Raw genomic sequence first — 15,602 nt, 5'->3', positions numbered from 1 at the left:
CATCGCCATGTCACTTCCCGCCGCCCGGTGGGAACATGGACGGAAAGGCCGTCGTGGACGATTCCGGTCTCAGAGCACTGCTGGAGCACCTCCCCGTGTCCTGGTGGGAGGCCGACGAGCAGGGGCGCGTCAAGGAGCGGGGCGGCGGGGCCTTCGCCGACCTGCCCACCGCGCAGCGCTTCCTGGACCACGCGCGCCAAGAGCTGTCCGCTCCGGGAGAGGCACTCGAAGACAGCCATCCCCTGGTCCAGTTCGACGGCCGGACCTTCAACGTGAGATGGCCTCAGGACGGAAGCCGGGGCTGGACGCGCGGGTTCGCGATGGAGGCCGATACGCAGCCCACGGGCGGCCGGCCGTACGCCGCTTTCGCGGACTTCGCCGACTTCGCGCCGGCCGCGGCCTTCCTCCGAGACCGTGACGGCCGCTACTTATGGGCCAATCACGCCTACGCGCATCTTTACGGCACCACACCGGAGCGGGTCGTCGGCAGCCGTATCGAGGACCTCGACACCCCCTCCGACGCCGCCCAGTTCCGGGCCCTGGACCAGGAGATCCTCAGCCGCGGCAAGCCGGTCCGCCACCACCTGCGCTATCACCGTTCGGACGGCAGCACGGGGCAGGCGGCCGGCCACCGCTTCCCGGTCCAGGAGAACGGCCGGACCTGTGTGGCCGGGATCTATGTCGACATCACCGAACACGTCCGCGCGACGAGCCAGCGCCAGGAGGCCGAGGAGAAACTGCGCGCGCTGCGGGATTACAGCGGTCTGCCCTGCGCGCTGCTCTCGGTCGGCGGCCGTATCGAACAGGCGGGTACGGCCGCCGCCGAACTGTTCCGGACACGCCTGTCCGACCTCGTCGGCCGCCGTGCGCACACCCTGCTCGCCGCCACGCCCGACCTCCGCCCCCTGCGTCGCGCCTGGGAGGGGCTGATCACCCGCCGCATCAGGCGGGCGGAGACCTCCGCCGTACTCCTGGACACCGAGGGGCGCCAGCGCCGCGCGCAGCTCCACCTGTCCACGGTGAGCGGGCCCGTCGGCCGTGTCGCGCACGTGTGGGCCGTCGTCACCGACCAGAGCATCGCCCACGAGGCCCACCCGCCGCTCACCGCCGCGCAGGTCCGCATACTGTCCCTCCTCGCCGGCGGCAGCACCAATGTCGAGATCGCCACCTCGCTGAAGCTCTCCCGGCAGGCGGTCGACTACCACCTCAGCCGGCTCCGGGACCTGCTGGGCGCCGAGACCAGGCCCGCCCTCGTCGCCCGTGCCTACGTCCTCGGCATCCTCGTCCCCCGCGCCTGGCCGCCGCGCCCGGCCGCGACCCGCGACCCGCTCAGCTCACGCTGAGATGCGCGGGTCGCGCCCATGGCCGGGACCCGGCCGCCGGGAGGCAGCGGCGACTGGACGGAGCGGCAGGAGACATGGCGATCAGCTCCGAGAAAGGGGTGGGCGGCACGGCCTCGCCGAACAGCGGGCTGCCGGACGTGCCGGACGCGGGAACGCTTCACCTCACCGAGCGCGCCGCAGGAGCGCCGGGGAAGCCCCATCCCTGACGCGCCCTGACACTGCCGATCATTCGCCGCCTGGGGCCGCCATTCCCCTCCCGAGTACACCTGCCGTGCCGTGCGGTCCGGCGTTACACGCTGGACAGGCCGTGACGGCGCCTACGTTCGCCTTGCGCTTAACGTTCCAGGTCTCTTTAATCTGCTGGTTATCGACCGGGCCATGCGCAGCGAGGAACTGCCCAAGACGCTGCTGTCCAAGCGGGAATGTCGGTGACTTACGGAAACGCCGCGAAGTGCTGGCCTATGGCGCGGCTTACGCCTTTGCGGTGTAGGTGTGGGTCCGAGTGAAGGGGGTGAAGCCCATGGACTCGTAGAGCTGCTTTGGGACAGGGTAGGCGGCATCTCCGCGACAGTAGACGGTGGCACGGTGCCCGCCGACGTCGGCGAAGGCGTGGAGTACGGCGGTGCAGACCGCGCGGGCCAGGCCCAGGCGGCGATGCCCGGGATGGGTGCCGACCGGTTCGAATTCGCCGATGCTATTGGCCTCGTCGTACCAGCCTTGGCAGTAGGCGACGACGTCACCGGCGGGAGAGACGACGATGAGGTCGAGCTCAGGGCGGTAGGGCCACGTGCTCCTCATGCGGGCATGGCGCTCGGTCGTGATCCGGGTCGAGCCGAACGCGGCGCGGTGTGCTGCCGCACGTCCAGCGACATCGTTGTGGTCCTGTTGGGCCCTGATCAGGTAGCCATCCGGCAGGGGCGGCATGTCCGGCAGGTGGGTGAGCGCTCGGTGCATCGCGGCCATGAAAGGACCGTCGGGGGCGCGGGTGTAGCCGCGCCGCTCCAGCGTAGTGGCCAGATGCGGTTCCGTCTCAGCGACCTCGACGCTTAACGCTCCGTGGGCTGCCTGCTCGGCCCAGTCGAGTACTTCGTCGGCCAGTTGGGGGCAGCTTGGGTCGACCTGGAGCATGAGGGTGTCGGGCAGTTCGAGCCAGCCCCAGGCCAGGGTCTGGTTGTTATGGATCCAGATCGCTGTGGGGTGCTGGTCGGCCCGGTCGAGGGCCAGGCACCAGTTCCAGGCGAGGTCGCCGATGTGACGGTAGCCGGTCGTCGGGAATACTCGCCTGGCCAGACCTTGCATGGCGCGCAGCGTCATAGGGCCGGTGTGGGTATGGCGTTGCATGGGCGCCATGCTGCCGAATCGCTCCCGGATCAAGCAACGGAGTTATCCCGGCACGGCAGACCCGGCGGATCGCCGCGTACAGCTCGACCTTGGACTTCGGCGCCATCGAGGCCTCCTCGCAGCACGGAGCACAAGCTGCCCAGCACATCACTGACGGTCCCGTCGTCGCCTCGGCGCTTCCTCCCGCCGGCCCGCGCCTGAACGCAGCGAAGCAGGCCGGTGGCCAACATCGCCAGCCCCGCAATGAAGCCGAAGTCGCATGTGCAAGTGGCGCAAGTGGCTCGTAGTGGTAGCGCCCCACTGCGGTGGCGAGGCGCCGATGGCTGCTGTTGTGCTCGACATCGCCATTGACGTCGGCCATCTCGGAGTCCTGGAAGGAGCCGATGGCGGCCGCATCTTGCCTCTGCTGGCTGGTGGTCCCGTATACCCTGCCGCGACGTACCACCTACGCGACGCCCAGACCCGCCGGGCGGGCACCGACGTTGCCGAGCAGCTGACGCAGGCCGAGAGCGTGGGGGCCGCTGAGACCAAGGGCAGCACGCGCTGCGTCGACGACTTCGGCTTCGAGGACTTCGGGGAGACGCGGGATGAGCCCACCTATGTCTGGCGCCCGTCCTACCGCTCCCGTGACGCGTACCTGGCGGAGGTCGAACGGCTGGGCGCGGAGTGGAAAACCCGGGGCTGGCAGATCACTAGCCTCACCTCGCACAGCGGATGCATGCGGCGCTGCACCGGCGACTGACGGCCCGGCGTGTTCCGTCCCGCCGTCATGGTCCGGCTTCGAGACCGACTACACCGTGGACATCAACGCCGTGAGGACACCTGCTGCGGATGCGGATGGCTGTGTGTCGGCGCCCGGGCCGCCGGGGGGCGGGCCGTTGCGGCGGTTGCTCTTGCGGACGACCAGGACGATGACGAGGGCCAGGACGGCCATGCCGCCCGGGGGGGGGTGCCACCGACGGCCGCCATGATCAGTTCGCTCAGGAACGTCTTCACCAGCCGGTTGGCGATCTGCCCGGCGGTCAGTTCGGGGTACTTCGCGCGCAGCAGGGTGGCGGCGCTGCTGACGTAGGCGGTGGCATCGGAGGTTCCCGGCGCCTGCCGGGAGGAGTCAAGCCGTCCCCTTCCTCGACTGCCCGTCACGCGGCGTGAGAGCAGCGGAACAGCACGGCCAGTAGCGCTTCGGCTGTCCGCGCTTGCCCTTCTCCCATCCCAGGGGGAGGCACGGAACGGTCCGGGGGGAGGAGGCACGGAACGGCTCTCGTGTCGATCCCCTTCGGGTAGGACGTCGTTTCGAGCCGAAATGCTCGCGGCCGAGCCGCTCCCCTCCGGCCCCTGCCAAGGCGGGACGGATGAAACACGGATGCGCTGTCTCGTTTGACACTAGAACGAATATTCGCCTGTTCCGCCCGTTCTCTTCCCGGACGAGGATGGCAGCCCAAGTGGGTTCAACGAAGGGTGGTTCGGCATGGCGGACTGGGTGAAGGTTGCGGGCGGTCTGACCGCGATCTCGGCGGGGTCCCGGACGACGGTGTGGGGCGTGAACGCGGCGAGCGCCATCTACCGGCACACCAACTACGACGCCAACCCTTGGCAAAACGTCCCCGGCGGGCTGAGTGACATCGGTGCTGGCTCCGACGGCACCGTATGGGGCGTGAACAGCGGCAACCACATCTTCCGCTACACCGGCGACCAGGACAGCGCGAACCCGTGGAAGGGCATCTCCGGCAGCCTGGTCCGCATAGACGCGGGCTCCCGGACGAATGTATGGGGAGTGGACTCCGCCGGTGCCATCTACCGGTACACCAACTATGACACCAGCCCCTGGACCAAGGTCCCCGGGGGCCTGAGTGACATCGGTGCCGCGGCCGACGGCACCGTGTGGGGCGTCAACAGCGGTAACCAGGTCTTCCGCTACACCGGGGACCAGAACAGCGCGAACGCGTGGGTGGGCGTCTCCGGCAGCCTCAAGCGCATCGCGGTGGGCTCCCGGACCAACGTGTGGGGCGTCGACCCCGCCGGCAGCATCTACCGGTACACCAACAACGACGCCAGCGGCGGCAACCCGTGGATCAAGATCCCCGGCACCGCCACCGACATCGCCGCCGGCGCCGACGGCACCGCGTGGCACCTCAACACCGCCGGCGAGATCTACCGCTACACCGGCGACCAGCCCAGCTAACCTCCCCCGTCATTCCTGCCTCTGGCCAGGACCGCTAGCGGTGATGTTGAACAGGTCGGAAGGTTTTGCTCGTGCTCAGGACGTACTGGTTGCGCGCGGCGTGGTCAGCCAAGGTGCAGCAGCAACAACAGGCCGCCCAGAGCGATCAGCGGTACTCCCAGAGCGCGGAGGAACGCCGGCTGGGCGAGAGGGCCCGCCACGTAGGTGGTCTGCAGGTGACCGTGGCGGGCCATCATGTCGCGGTGGCGCTCCGCCGCTGTGCGCTGCACCCGCTCGCAACGCCGGGTGATGAACCCGCCGATGTCGAACAGGACGAGCACACCGATCAGCACATACGAGATCGCAAATCCTATGGCCATTGGCCGGAGTCTACGTACCGGCGTCGATCATAGGACCAGAGGGGCAGACGGTCGGCAGCCGGTCAGACCGCCAGTCCGTGGCCGTCAGCAGCCAGGTCGCCAGGCGGTACAGCCTCTTCCATCTCTTGTCTTCCTTTCCAGTGTTGTGTGGCCGGTGGGCAAGCGACATGAGCACCGGCCACTCAGCGCGGGCGGGACGGCGAACGACGACAGCGTCGCAGGACCCGTTCCCGGGATTCCTCCTGCGGCGCTGCTTTCCCCTGGCGTGTATCGACCGCGCCATCACCGCCTTCGAAGCCGCCCGCACCGCTGCCGAAGAGCACGACACTCCGGGTGACTCGACCGGCTGCGTGAAGCCACCGCGAACGGCACTTCGGCTACTACGTTCACATCGCCGCCGCCATAGGCGACCAGTCACACTCGACCAGCTCCGTCATCCAGTGGCTCGACAGCGAAGCCGCCGTCCGAACCCGCTGGCACGCCCTGGATACCGGCCGCCGACGCCACCTGCAGGCCTGACCAGCTCAGCCGTTGACGGTGCGGCGCTCCCGTGCGCTCCGCTGGGCCGCGGGCTGGCTCCTCGCTCCGCCGCCGAGGGGTACTTTTCGGCGCCGTATGGAATCCAGCCGACGCCGGGTGGCGCGGAGGCGGTCAGCGGTGGAGCGATCGCCGCGGCATCGGCGGTCTTCGCCAGGCGTGTTGCTATCGCTGTCGTGGCGCCCGCTTCGCATGTGATCCGAGGCGAGCACCCAGCACACACCGCGCACAAGAGAGGTAAGAAACAGCAGAGCCAAGCCTGTTGTGAACACGGGCCACAGGTGCTTGGGGCGGTCTGGTAATGCATGTTCCTTTCAACGCCACGCGATGCGGCCAGAGTTCGACGGGCCACCCGGTCAGGGCGCAAGCACACATGTAGACCGTAGCCGCCATGCAGTGGACTCCCGCCCACAGCGGGAAAGGGGGAACGTTCCGGGTGTGGGAACAGTCCCGCACCCGCGGGGACCACCCGCGAACGTGCCGCGCATCCAAAACACCCGACACCATGACGACCGAGCCACACCCTCAGGTCCTGAAGGCCAGGCTCGCAGTAGGGATGCGGAGGGCCCCGCACGAAACCGGGAGGTCGGGGTTCACGTGCGGGGCCGCTCACGAGGTGTGGGTTGTCAGACTCCGATCAGAGTGTACGTACCCGTACCGTCCTGCCTGCCGCTGGAGTACTGGCGTATGAACTCCCCGTCCGCGTACCGGTCGTGGCCCATCATGGAGCCGGTGTACTTGTTCTGTACACCGATCTTCGAGCTGCCGGGTACGTCGCGGTAGATGTAGAACCGCTGGAGGTCGTCCTCCGCGCAGGGGGCCGTTTGCAGGACCGCCCGTTCGGTGGATGCGTTCTGCGAGGCGATGGTCGCGCACCCGCCGTTGCCCCAGTTCCACAGGGACGCCTCAAGGACCCCGTTGCGCTCCGTCACGTTGCACAGGCGCCAGTTGTCCAGGTGGGCGCTGAAGATCGACGAGGGCCGCAGGCGGACACCGTCGGACGCCAGGAGCGGTGCGCCCCAGGACAGGGGCTTGCCGGGTACGGCGATCTTGTAGGCGCCGGCCTGGCAGTCGAGAGCGGCCCGCGCGCTACGCCCGGTGGCCTTGGGCTGTTCGGCGGACGTGCCGCTGGTGAGAGCCGGGCGCTGCACGAGGCGGTCCCGCAGCTGCTTCGCCGTCGGCGCCACCGCGCCCGCCGGGTGCTCGGCCTTCGCGGCGGCCGAGCCGCAGTCGAGGAGGGTCTGTGCCTTGGCCATGATGCTGCCTGCGGGCACCTGGTCCTGGCAGCGCACCGCGCCTTCCTCAAGGGTGGTGTAGGTAGTGAAGTTGCCGCCGTCGGGCCCCTCGATCCACTTCAACGCCCAACTGCCACCGTCCTGTTGGACGCGGTTGCAGTTGAGACTTCCGTACGTACCGGTCACCTTCTTGGTGCCCTTGTAGGCACCGTAGTAGCCGGGCTGGTTGAAGTTCCACGTGACCGCGTTCGACTCGGTGCTGGTGGAGGTGTAGTCGACCTTTACGTTCAGGCCCAGGCTTGCGCCGACCTCGCCGAGGGTCTCGACGGCGAAACCGCCCTCGACATTGCCGTTGAGGCCGACGGAGACCGTAATGGTCGTCTGGGTGGTGGTGGTGACGGTCTGGGTGCCGGTTGTGCCCTCGGTGACGTACCAGCCCTTGAAGTGGGTGATCGTCGGGGACACTTCGGTGCTCTTGATGTACGGGTGGCGTGTGCCGAGGTCGGCTGCCGTACAGGTGTCGCCGGGCCGGGGCGTCGTCGTGATGGTGGGCGTTGCGGCAGCCGGTGAGGCGGCAAGGCCCATGGCGGTGACCGCCCAGGCGGCCGCCGTAGCGGTCACCGCCATGAGTGATCTGCCGATGCCGCTGGCGGGTCCTATGGGACGCATCGTTGCCTGTTTCCCCTGGTCGTGTCCGTGTCCGGTCGGGGGTGAATGTAGCGGCCACAGGGGTGGTGGCGTGAGGCTGTAACTGGCCACAAATGATCACGGAGGGGCCTATTCCGCCCCCTCGGCGCAGACCGATTCCGGTCCGGTTCGATTCCCGGTGAACCCGTACGCCACCAAAAGTGGGGGGCCGTCCTGGGAGGCCGTCCTTTGAAACGAGGGACTGGGGTGCGGCTGTCAGGGGAGGGGAGCCGTGATCTGTTTCCCGTTACGCATCATGTGGAGTGCGTGATGATTCTGGAGAAGGCGGTTAAGGGGGCCTGACCTGCGGTTTTGCGGGTGTGCATGGTGTGCGGTGTGGGCGTTGCGGAGGGTGCTCCCGACGGGCACGAAGCCGGTTAGGGCGGCCACACCGAGAGGAACCCGCTACCGGCAGAGAGGAGCCCGGCAAGGGTGCCGGCGCCGCTGGTGATGTCGGCCGGCTCCGCGCCAGCTTGATGTCACATCAAGCCCGTCGGTCTTGTCGTTCTCCGGAGTGTCGGCGGGGTTCTTCCCGGACTCCTTGGCCTTACGCGCCTGTTCCGCCGCTTGCTTGGCCGCTTCCGTCAGCTCGGCCGTGCGCTTGGCCACAGTGATCTGATGTGCCCGGGTCGCGGCTTCTGCCGCTGTCCTGGTGTCCTTGGCCGACTGCTCGGCAGCGTCCGCGTTCGCGTCTGCCTGCTTCCGGTAGTCCTCGGCTGTGATGGCCGACTTCTTGGCCTGCGCGGCCCACTCCAACGGCTTGGTGGCGTCGGCGCGGGCGTATGCCGCTGCCTCCTGCGCACGTTCGGCGGTTTCCTTCGCCTTGGGTGCGATCTTTGCGGCACCGGCGATCGAGCCTTGCATGACGGCGATGTGGGTGTGGAGTCGTAGTCGAACTGCGCGGTCTTGTGCTGGGTGGAAGCGAGGAAGTTGCGGCGCATCCAGGCCGATTCTTCCATCGCGACCTGGGCGTGGGTCTTGGTGTAGGGCTCTCTTGGTGCGGGCAGGCACCGAGAGCACATCAGGCCCGAACAGTGCGGCCGGCCACGCGGGAAAGTCCGCCGAGGCCGCCGAGTCGGCCCCCAAGTACGCGGGCCAGGCCGTCGATTACGCGAACAAGCCCACCACGTATGCCGATGAGGCCACCAAGACTGCGAACGCCGCCGTTGAGGCCGTGAACAAGGCGGCCGCGCAGGGTACGGCCAACGCGGCGACGTCAGCCGCCCGTACCGCACGCGACGCCGCGAAGCCATGCTCTTGCTTGGTGACACGGCTTGGGCAGTCACCCGTGACATCGCCCCGCCCCTGGCATCGCGGCTGCCGGGGCGGGGCTTTCGTATCGTGTGCACGATCGCAGCCGTGTCCGGCAGACGTTCGGGCGTCGTCGTTGTGGCGTGGTGAACGTTGCCGTCCATCGATGCCGGGACGCGTTCGGTCCGGAGCGTGGGCGTGGGAGGCTGCTTCCCGTAAGAGCGTCCGGGTGGCGCCCGTCAGCCGGCGGTGTGAGCGCCCTCGGCCTGGAAGTGCTGCTCCAGGACCTGTATGACCGCTTTCCACTGGTCGCTGATGAAGAAGTGCGCACCGGTGAACACCCGCAGATCGAGCGAACCGGTCGTGTCCTCGCCCCATGCCTTGGCCTCGTCCAGCGTCGTCTTGGGGTCGCTGTCGCCGGTCAGCACGGTGATCGGGCAGTTCACGGTGGCGCCGGGTTCACTGCGGTATGTCTCGGCCGCCTTGTAATCGGCGCGGAGCGCGGGCAGCGCGGCCCGCATCATCTCCTCGTCGTCGAGCAGGGCCGACGCGGTGCCGCTCAAGCGGCGTACCTCGGCCATGATCGTCGCGTCACTGCGGTGCGCGGTCTCCTCCCGGTACGTCGAGGGTGCGCGGCGCCCGGAAGCGAACAGCCGCACGGGGCTGTGCCCTTCGGCTTCGAGACGGCGAGTCACCTCGAAGGCGAGCGCGGCTCCCAGACTGTGCCCGAGAAGCGTGAGGGGCAGCTCCGGCTGGCGCCGGACGATCCCATGAACGTGGTCGGCGAGTACCGACAGGTCGTCGATGGGCTGTTCCGCGCGCCGGTCCTGCCTACCGGGGTACTGAATGGCCAGGACGTCGACATCCGGGCTCAGCGCCGCAGCCACCGGGAGGAAGAAAGAGGCCGACCCGCCTGCGTGCGGGAGGCACAGCAGCCGAGCGGCCGGGTTCTTGGCGGGGTGGAAACGTCGACACCACAGTTCGTCTCCGGGCGAAGGCTGAGACATGCCACTCCAGAAAGTCGTCACACCGGCTCATTGAATGAAATCCGAACCTAGCGAAGCGCCGTAACATCTGCAAGGACACCGGATCACGGTCTTGTCCGGGTTTACTCATACTCATGGACATTGCGGCGCCATTATGTTTCGCCAGACCGCCGATGTGCGCTCAACTGTCAGCGGGCCGCAGTTGAACAGTGACCGGAACGCCCCTGTGATGATAGATGTCTTCAGGAGGGCACGTGGCCGCCTGGTGCGTCGTCCCCAAAGGTCCGGTTGCTGTTCCGATTACGTGGCGACATTGAAAGGTGACGTACGTGGGGCATAAATTCTCGCTGGTTCTCAGCAGGGAAATCACCGATGAAGAGTCAGCTGTTCTGCAAGAGGCTGGTTTCGCCAACGCGGCCTTCGTGACCGATTCGCTTCCGACCAATGCCGATGTCGTCGTCACCAAGGCGGAGTTCGATGACACGGTGTCGCCGTCGCTGGCCGAGGCGATCGAATCGGCCCTGGAGGCGGTAAAGAAGGTTCCGGATCTCACCGTGCCCGGCCTCAGCGTCCCGGCCGTGCCGCAGGAGTCTCCGGCCGGCGAATCGCAGGTGCTGGTCGGCGAGGTGGTCGAGGGCTCGTCCGCCGTCGACAAGGCGCCCGAGAAGAAGGCGACAGCGAAGAAGAAGAGCACCAAGAAGGCGAGTGCCGCTGTGGAGGAGGGCGCGGACCAGGCGTAGCCCGCCACAAAACACGATGGAGCTCCGGTCGGCGGGATGACTTTTCTAAGTTGTCCCGAAGACCGGAGCTTTCGCCGTATTGTGGTGAACCACTGGTCCGTTGGGCTCGGCCGCGTTCAACCCGCGGTGGCGCGTCAGTTGAACGCCTCGGGGGGCCTGGTTGAACGCTCGGACCGACGACGTCGACTTCACACTCTGTCACCGTAAGGGGCTACCGTGTGCAGAACTGGTCGAAATCTCAAGCAATCCTGACCTTCAGGGTTTCTTCGGCACGGTAAGGCAAGGGCGGGGCGGTCCGCCGAGTGGAACGCGCGACTGGAAAGCGGCGTCCAGGTGACCTTGAAGGTGATTGTTCGGCCGAGTGAAACCCGGGTGATATAAGGATTGCGTTCGGATGAGGCGCTACCGGCTGTAACGCTGTACGCCTCGCGTCAGGCAATTAAAGAGCGCACAATGAGACATTAAAGAGATGGCAAGCCCGGGGCTGATTGCTTCTGCCGTGCGGCGCCTGCTGTTACTCTGGCCCGGAATCCGCCGAGCTGCAGGCCGGGCCGAGTAATTCAGCCGGGGATTTCTTGAGAAATTACAGACTCGCCTGGCGGGTCTCTGGTACGTATGGCGCGAGCCGATGAAGAGGAACCTTCTTCTTCGCTGTCATCGACTCGTCGTCGCTCTCATGGGGGTGCGGATTGAGTCGGGTCGGCGGGAGAGCATTTCCGGCTGCAGTGGATGATTGCCGAGCCGGCGGGTCGCGCATCATTCCGGTTCCGATCATGGAAATTTTACCCGGTGATTCGCCCCGGCTCGAGGGTGAGGACAAGGTTCACGTACTACGGCTCGCGGCGCTGGAAAGCCCGCCCCCTCCCATACTGGTCGACCGAAAAACAATGCGGGTGATCGATGGGATCCATCGTTTGATGGCAGCCTCCATCAAGGGGCTGGAAGTCATTGACGTCGAGTTTTTCGACGGCAGCAGCGAGGACGCGTTCCTCAAGGCGGTCGAGGCCAATGTCGAGCACGGTCTGCCGCTGACACAGGCCGACCGTACCGCGGCGGCACTGCGCATCCTCAAGTCGCACCCCAGCATGTCGGACCGGGCCATCGCGAAATCCACCGGCCTCGGTTCCCGGGCGGTAGCGGCGCTACGGCGTTCGTCGGATTCCGTGCCGAAATCGGATTTCCGCATCGGGCGGGACGGCAAGGTCCGTCCACTGAACGGCGCGCAGGGCCGGCTGCGGGTGGCCGAACTCATCAGGGAGAACCCAGAGGCTTCTCTGCGCCAGGTGGCCCGGACGGCCGGGGTGTCGCCCGCGACGGCGCTCGACGTACGGCGGCGGCTGGAACGCGGTGACGACCCTGTTCCGAGCCAGGGGAACAGCCCCGCCAACTCGGGGGCGCGGGCCCCGAAGAACCCACTTCCCGAACAGGCTCCGGCCGTCGCAGGCCGTCCTTCCACCGCCACGCTCGAAAAGCTCATGCGAGACCCGTCGTTGCGACAGAGCGAGCTGGGGCGGCGACTGCTGCGGATGTTCAAGGAGAACGTGCAGGGCGCCAAGGACATGACTGACATCGTTGCCTCGGTGCCCTCACACTGCATCGAGCTGATCATTCAGCTCTCCCGCCACAACTCGCAGATCTGGGAGGACTTCGCTCAGGAGTTGAACAGACGGGCGCGCGTGGTGAATCCCGACTAGGACGGAGAGGGCTGCTTCACGTCCTGAGGTCCCGACCGGGCGGGCACCGCCAGCCGGTCCGGTCGGCGGCAGACGGTACGGACGACCGGGGAGGGCCGCACCGGGCCGACCCCGGCGAAGCCGAGCGTAAGGTGCGTAACCGCACGCCATGGGAAGGGACAGCGCAGCCGCCGTGGGTGCGCACGTTTGACGATGTGCGACGTCCCGCTGGAGCTGAGGGCGGACCGGCTGGTCGGGAACAGGGCCATCGAGGTGGGCACGGAGACGGTGGCGGCGTGCGAGAAGCCGCCGTACTGCCTCCCGCGGACCGCCGACGGCTTCGGGCTGCGGCTGCGCAACGCCAGCACATCGGAGACTGTGCCGCGTCGCAAGTCCCGTGTGTGCGCCTGCGAGTGGGGCTGTCGTTCGGTCGAGTACGGGCCGGCGCGGCCCCGGCTCCGTACCGCCGCGTGACAGGGAAGCCGTGGGACCTGACCCCGCATCGCACCGAGACGGTCCGGGGCCGCGCCAGAGTGCCAACCATCCGGCGGTGTTCTCGAAGGATGCCGGAATCAAGCTGAGGGTCATGGTCCACGGCATCGTCGGCGAGTCCGGGCCGTGCTGGAGTCCTGGCTGCCGGGGAATGCGTTCCACAGGTACGGGCGGGCCTCGCCCTGGGCCGGACGCGGGGCGAGGGGGCGCTGCCGACCACGATCCCCGGCGTCAACCTGGCCCTGCGCAGGTGTTCAGCGTGTTCGTCGCGGAGGCCGGAGCAGGACGTGGGTCGGGGCGGGTCCGGGTGGCATCGGGTCCGCCGACGAACGTTCCTCCGGCCGGGCCCGGCGCGGCGATGCCTGGCCCGAGGCCGCTCCGTACCCGGCGTACCGCAGTGGCGGCCCGGATGAAGACCGTCTCACCCGGCGCTCGCCGGGCCCGCCGACGCGCCGTATCCCGCGGAGAGTGAAGTCGGCCGCGGGATACGACGAACCACGCTGTGCCGCCGCGGCGGATGCCGCTCAGGCACCTGGGGTCACCCGCGTTCGGCCACGACGCATTCGACGACGCTCAGGTCCGCAGGGCAAGGAGTGATCGACAGGACCTGCAGCCCCGCCGCTGCCGCTTCCCGGCGGATGTCGGCCTCGCCGCGCTCACGGGTGTTGGGTTCACCGACCACCATCTTGATGACGTTGCGGAACGCAGCCCCCGAGTCGTGCTCCATCAACGGGTCGATGACCAGGAGCTTCGGCGTGCCGCCCGTACGGGCGCCGGCACTCATGGCCGTGCGGATATTGCTCAGGATCCGCACACCGCTCTCTGAACTCCAGTCATGGAGGACGTTTTTTATGATGTAGAGATCACCGCCCTCGGGGACTGCGGTGAGGATGTCCGACGGCTGGTAGGACAGCCTCTCGATGAGGTCCTCGTCGCCCGATTCGCGCAGCCCGGCCTCCGCCCGCCGGCACGTGTCCGGGCGGTCCACACAGACGCCCTTGAGGTGCGGATGCGCCGAGAGGATGGCCTTCAGGAGCGCCCCGTTGCCCCCGCCGACGTCGACCACCGTGCGCACGTTCTCGAACGTGAGGTGCTCGGCCAGCACTTTGCCTATCGGCCGGGCCCAGTCCTGCATCGCGAGGTCGAATATCCGCGAGGTCTCGGCGTCCTTCTCCAGGTACTCGTACAGCGAGACGCCGAACGCGTGGGGCATGACCGATGTGCCGGTCCGCACCGCCTGCGTGAGCCCGCCGCTGGCCGCCTGGCCGTAGAGACCGCAGAGCAGCGAGGTCAGATGCCGGATCGACTCGGGGTGATCGGTCCTGAGCTGTTCGGAGAGGGGCGAGTTGGTGTAGCGGCCCTCCTCGTCCCGCGCGAAGACCCCCAGCGCCGTCACGGCCCTCATGAGGGACTCCAGCGCCTCGGGGTCCGCGTCGACGGCCTTGGCCAGTTCGGCACCCGTTGCCGGCCCGTCCGCGAGGGCGTCTGCGACACCGAGGCGGGCGGCGGCGCCGATCGTCGCTGACGTGATGGAACCCATGACAAGACTCAACAACGAAACTTCCATAGCCCTATTTCTCCCTCGGCCGGATGGCAGGATTCGGGTGACAGATTGGTGTTCTCAGCCGTTGTCTGCACCTGTTCAGAGACCGCCTGGCCGGCAGCCGGGCAGACGGGCAGGCGATGGGATGCGGCTTGAGCGTCCCACGCTAGGCGAAGCGGGAACTCCAGGCCGTCGTTCAACCGCTTCCTGACCGACGGGGGACGCGGTCGACGGCCGTTCAAGCGTGAGGACATGTCAGTTGAACGGTTCCCGGTGATATGCGCATAGTGTTAGGGACTTGGCCGGATCCGCCTTGCGATTCTTCCCGTGGCAGATGAGGCTGTAGACATGAACGATGAGAAGTCGTCGAACGACGACGGCGCAGAGGATGTGCCCGCAGAAGGCATGAAGGCTTCGCACGCAGACCGGGACCAGGTCGTGGAGATTCTTCGCGACGCTGCGGGTGACGGCCGGCTCACCACCGAAGAACTCGAAGAGCGCGTGACGGCGGCGCTGGCCGCGCGCACCATCGGCGATCTGGCCGGGCTGACCCGCGATCTGCCGGTCTCTCCCGCTCCCACGGATCCGAGTACGCGGTCCAAGGACGTGGTGGAGATCAACCAGCGTTTCGGTACCCTGCACCGCTCCGGGTCCTGGGAGGTCCCGCGCAGGCTGGACATCCGGATGCACGGGGGAGACGTCAAACTCGACTTCACCGAGGCAGTGCTCAGCCACGACGTTCTCGACCTGGACGTCTACGTCAGCGTCGGCGGAAACCTGGTGCTGGTGGTCAGGCCGGGTATCGAGGTGGTCACCAAAGACGTGGCCGTGGGCGTGGGCGAGGTCAAGGACCGCACCGCCGGCTCCGACGGTGACGTCCCCGTCGAACTCCGTGTGAACGTGAGCGGCCGGATACGCGGCGGTGACGTGGTGGTCAGGTATCCGCGGCGGACGCTCGGGCAGTGGCTGCGCGGCGGGAACTCCGCCTGAGGCGCGTACGGCAGTGGCAAAGCGGTGGTCCGCTCGTTCGAGCCGGCCACCGCTTCGTTGTCTGCGGACGGTTTCTGTGCAAGCGATATACGGGCACCCCGGACGGACCGAACGGCGGATTCCCGGGCGTTGTGCCTGATATAAGTGCTCAACTCCTGTGCACGGTTCAAGTGTTCAACTGCCACGTTGCGTGGACTCGACGGACGCGGATACGTTCCAGTTGCCGGTGAGCCGGATCAAGGT

At 67.7% G+C, this 15,602-nt stretch carries 14 protein-coding genes and 1 pseudogene; 8 read left to right on the top strand and 7 right to left on the bottom strand.

The window, feature by feature from the left end; genetic code table 11:
• Positions 1–35 precede the first annotated feature (35 nt).
• On the top strand, positions 36–1,343 hold the full coding sequence (locus tag ACH4K4_RS00145; RefSeq protein WP_398163704.1) for a PAS domain S-box protein: 1,308 nt from the start codon (positions 36–38) through the stop codon (positions 1,341–1,343).
• 74 nt (positions 1,344–1,417) lie between these two features.
• Positions 1,418–1,549, top strand: coding sequence for a hypothetical protein (locus ACH4K4_RS00140; protein WP_398163703.1), 132 nt, complete (start codon positions 1,418–1,420; stop codon positions 1,547–1,549).
• Positions 1,550–1,814: 265 nt separating this feature from the next.
• Here the strand turns inward: ACH4K4_RS00140 and ACH4K4_RS00135 are convergent, their stop codons facing one another.
• Positions 1,815–2,657 carry a GNAT family N-acetyltransferase gene (locus ACH4K4_RS00135; RefSeq protein WP_398163702.1) on the bottom strand — a complete coding sequence of 281 codons (843 nt, stop codon included), beginning with the start codon at positions 2,655–2,657 and terminating at the stop codon, positions 1,815–1,817.
• Positions 2,658–3,003: 346 nt separating this feature from the next.
• On the opposite strand from ACH4K4_RS00135, the gene ACH4K4_RS00130 reads away from it, so the two are divergent.
• A complete protein-coding gene (locus ACH4K4_RS00130; protein WP_398163701.1) occupies positions 3,004–3,426 on the top strand; it encodes a hypothetical protein in 423 nt (140 codons plus the stop codon).
• A gap of 245 nt (positions 3,427–3,671) precedes the next feature.
• Here the strand turns inward: ACH4K4_RS00130 and ACH4K4_RS00125 are convergent.
• Positions 3,672–3,782: pseudogene (locus ACH4K4_RS00125) on the bottom strand (S8 family serine peptidase); the annotation flags it as partial.
• A gap of 370 nt (positions 3,783–4,152) precedes the next feature.
• On the opposite strand from ACH4K4_RS00125, the gene ACH4K4_RS00120 reads away from it, so the two are divergent.
• Positions 4,153–4,866 (top strand): tectonin domain-containing protein, encoded by a 714-nt coding sequence (locus tag ACH4K4_RS00120; protein WP_398163700.1) that lies wholly within the window; start codon positions 4,153–4,155, stop codon positions 4,864–4,866.
• A gap of 104 nt (positions 4,867–4,970) precedes the next feature.
• Here ACH4K4_RS00120 and ACH4K4_RS00115 read toward each other — a convergent pair whose 3' ends face one another.
• The 4 genes from ACH4K4_RS00115 to ACH4K4_RS00100 form a co-directional block, all read right to left on the bottom strand.
• A complete protein-coding gene (locus ACH4K4_RS00115) occupies positions 4,971–5,225 on the bottom strand; it encodes a hypothetical protein (protein WP_398163699.1) in 255 nt (84 codons plus the stop codon).
• A 1,163-nt stretch (positions 5,226–6,388) separates the two neighbouring features.
• On the bottom strand, positions 6,389–7,624 hold the full coding sequence (locus ACH4K4_RS00110) for a hypothetical protein (protein ID WP_398163698.1): 1,236 nt from the start codon (positions 7,622–7,624) through the stop codon (positions 6,389–6,391).
• 465 nt (positions 7,625–8,089) lie between these two features.
• The gene (locus tag ACH4K4_RS00105; RefSeq protein WP_398163697.1) at positions 8,090–8,548 is read right to left on the bottom strand and encodes a hypothetical protein; all 459 of its coding nucleotides are present in this window, start codon (positions 8,546–8,548) and stop codon (positions 8,090–8,092) included.
• Between the two features lie 626 nt (positions 8,549–9,174).
• A complete protein-coding gene (locus tag ACH4K4_RS00100) occupies positions 9,175–9,942 on the bottom strand; it encodes a thioesterase II family protein (protein WP_398163696.1) in 768 nt (255 codons plus the stop codon).
• Positions 9,943–10,250: 308 nt separating this feature from the next.
• Here ACH4K4_RS00100 and ACH4K4_RS00095 point away from each other — a divergent pair, with 308 nt between their 5' ends.
• From ACH4K4_RS00095 to ACH4K4_RS00085, 3 genes are all read left to right on the top strand, one after another.
• On the top strand, positions 10,251–10,661 hold the full coding sequence (locus ACH4K4_RS00095; RefSeq protein WP_398163695.1) for a hypothetical protein: 411 nt from the start codon (positions 10,251–10,253) through the stop codon (positions 10,659–10,661).
• A gap of 773 nt (positions 10,662–11,434) precedes the next feature.
• A complete protein-coding gene (locus tag ACH4K4_RS00090; RefSeq protein WP_398163694.1) occupies positions 11,435–12,355 on the top strand; it encodes a transcriptional regulator in 921 nt (306 codons plus the stop codon).
• A 186-nt stretch (positions 12,356–12,541) separates the two neighbouring features.
• Positions 12,542–12,808, top strand: a complete 267-nt coding sequence (locus ACH4K4_RS00085) for a hypothetical protein (protein WP_398163693.1) — start codon at positions 12,542–12,544, stop codon at positions 12,806–12,808.
• A 556-nt stretch (positions 12,809–13,364) separates the two neighbouring features.
• Here ACH4K4_RS00085 and ACH4K4_RS00080 read toward each other — a convergent pair.
• Positions 13,365–14,393 carry a methyltransferase gene (locus ACH4K4_RS00080; protein WP_398163692.1) on the bottom strand — a complete coding sequence of 343 codons (1,029 nt, stop codon included), beginning with the start codon at positions 14,391–14,393 and terminating at the stop codon, positions 13,365–13,367.
• 324 nt (positions 14,394–14,717) lie between these two features.
• Here ACH4K4_RS00080 and ACH4K4_RS00075 point away from each other — a divergent pair, with 324 nt between their 5' ends.
• Positions 14,718–15,359, top strand: coding sequence for a DUF1707 domain-containing protein (locus ACH4K4_RS00075; protein ID WP_398163691.1), 642 nt, complete (start codon positions 14,718–14,720; stop codon positions 15,357–15,359).
• The last annotated feature ends 243 nt before the right edge of the window (positions 15,360–15,602 follow it).

Origin of the sequence: Streptomyces sp. NPDC017529 (assembly GCF_044329785.1) — a bacterium.
In the GTDB taxonomy this organism is placed as follows: domain Bacteria; phylum Actinomycetota; class Actinomycetes; order Streptomycetales; family Streptomycetaceae; genus Streptomyces.
This window is presented reverse-complemented; position numbering and strand designations above follow the sequence as displayed.

Coding starts and splice junctions, on each gene's coding strand:
- ACH4K4_RS00075 (WP_398163691.1), top strand. CDS start 14,718: ATGAACGATGAGAAGTCGTCGAACGACGACGGCGCAGAGGATGTGCCC.
- ACH4K4_RS00100 (WP_398163696.1), bottom strand. CDS start 9,942: ATGTCTCAGCCTTCGCCCGGAGACGAACTGTGGTGTCGACGTTTCCAC.
- ACH4K4_RS00140 (WP_398163703.1), top strand. CDS start 1,418: ATGGCGATCAGCTCCGAGAAAGGGGTGGGCGGCACGGCCTCGCCGAAC.
- ACH4K4_RS00080 (WP_398163692.1), bottom strand. CDS start 14,393: ATGGAAGTTTCGTTGTTGAGTCTTGTCATGGGTTCCATCACGTCAGCG.
- ACH4K4_RS00145 (WP_398163704.1), top strand. CDS start 36: ATGGACGGAAAGGCCGTCGTGGACGATTCCGGTCTCAGAGCACTGCTG.
- ACH4K4_RS00135 (WP_398163702.1), bottom strand. CDS start 2,657: ATGACGCTGCGCGCCATGCAAGGTCTGGCCAGGCGAGTATTCCCGACG.
- ACH4K4_RS00105 (WP_398163697.1), bottom strand. CDS start 8,548: ATGCAAGGCTCGATCGCCGGTGCCGCAAAGATCGCACCCAAGGCGAAG.
- ACH4K4_RS00115 (WP_398163699.1), bottom strand. CDS start 5,225: ATGGCCATAGGATTTGCGATCTCGTATGTGCTGATCGGTGTGCTCGTC.
- ACH4K4_RS00130 (WP_398163701.1), top strand. CDS start 3,004: ATGGCTGCTGTTGTGCTCGACATCGCCATTGACGTCGGCCATCTCGGA.
- ACH4K4_RS00120 (WP_398163700.1), top strand. CDS start 4,153: ATGGCGGACTGGGTGAAGGTTGCGGGCGGTCTGACCGCGATCTCGGCG.
- ACH4K4_RS00090 (WP_398163694.1), top strand. CDS start 11,435: ATGGAAATTTTACCCGGTGATTCGCCCCGGCTCGAGGGTGAGGACAAG.
- ACH4K4_RS00110 (WP_398163698.1), bottom strand. CDS start 7,624: ATGGCGGTGACCGCTACGGCGGCCGCCTGGGCGGTCACCGCCATGGGC.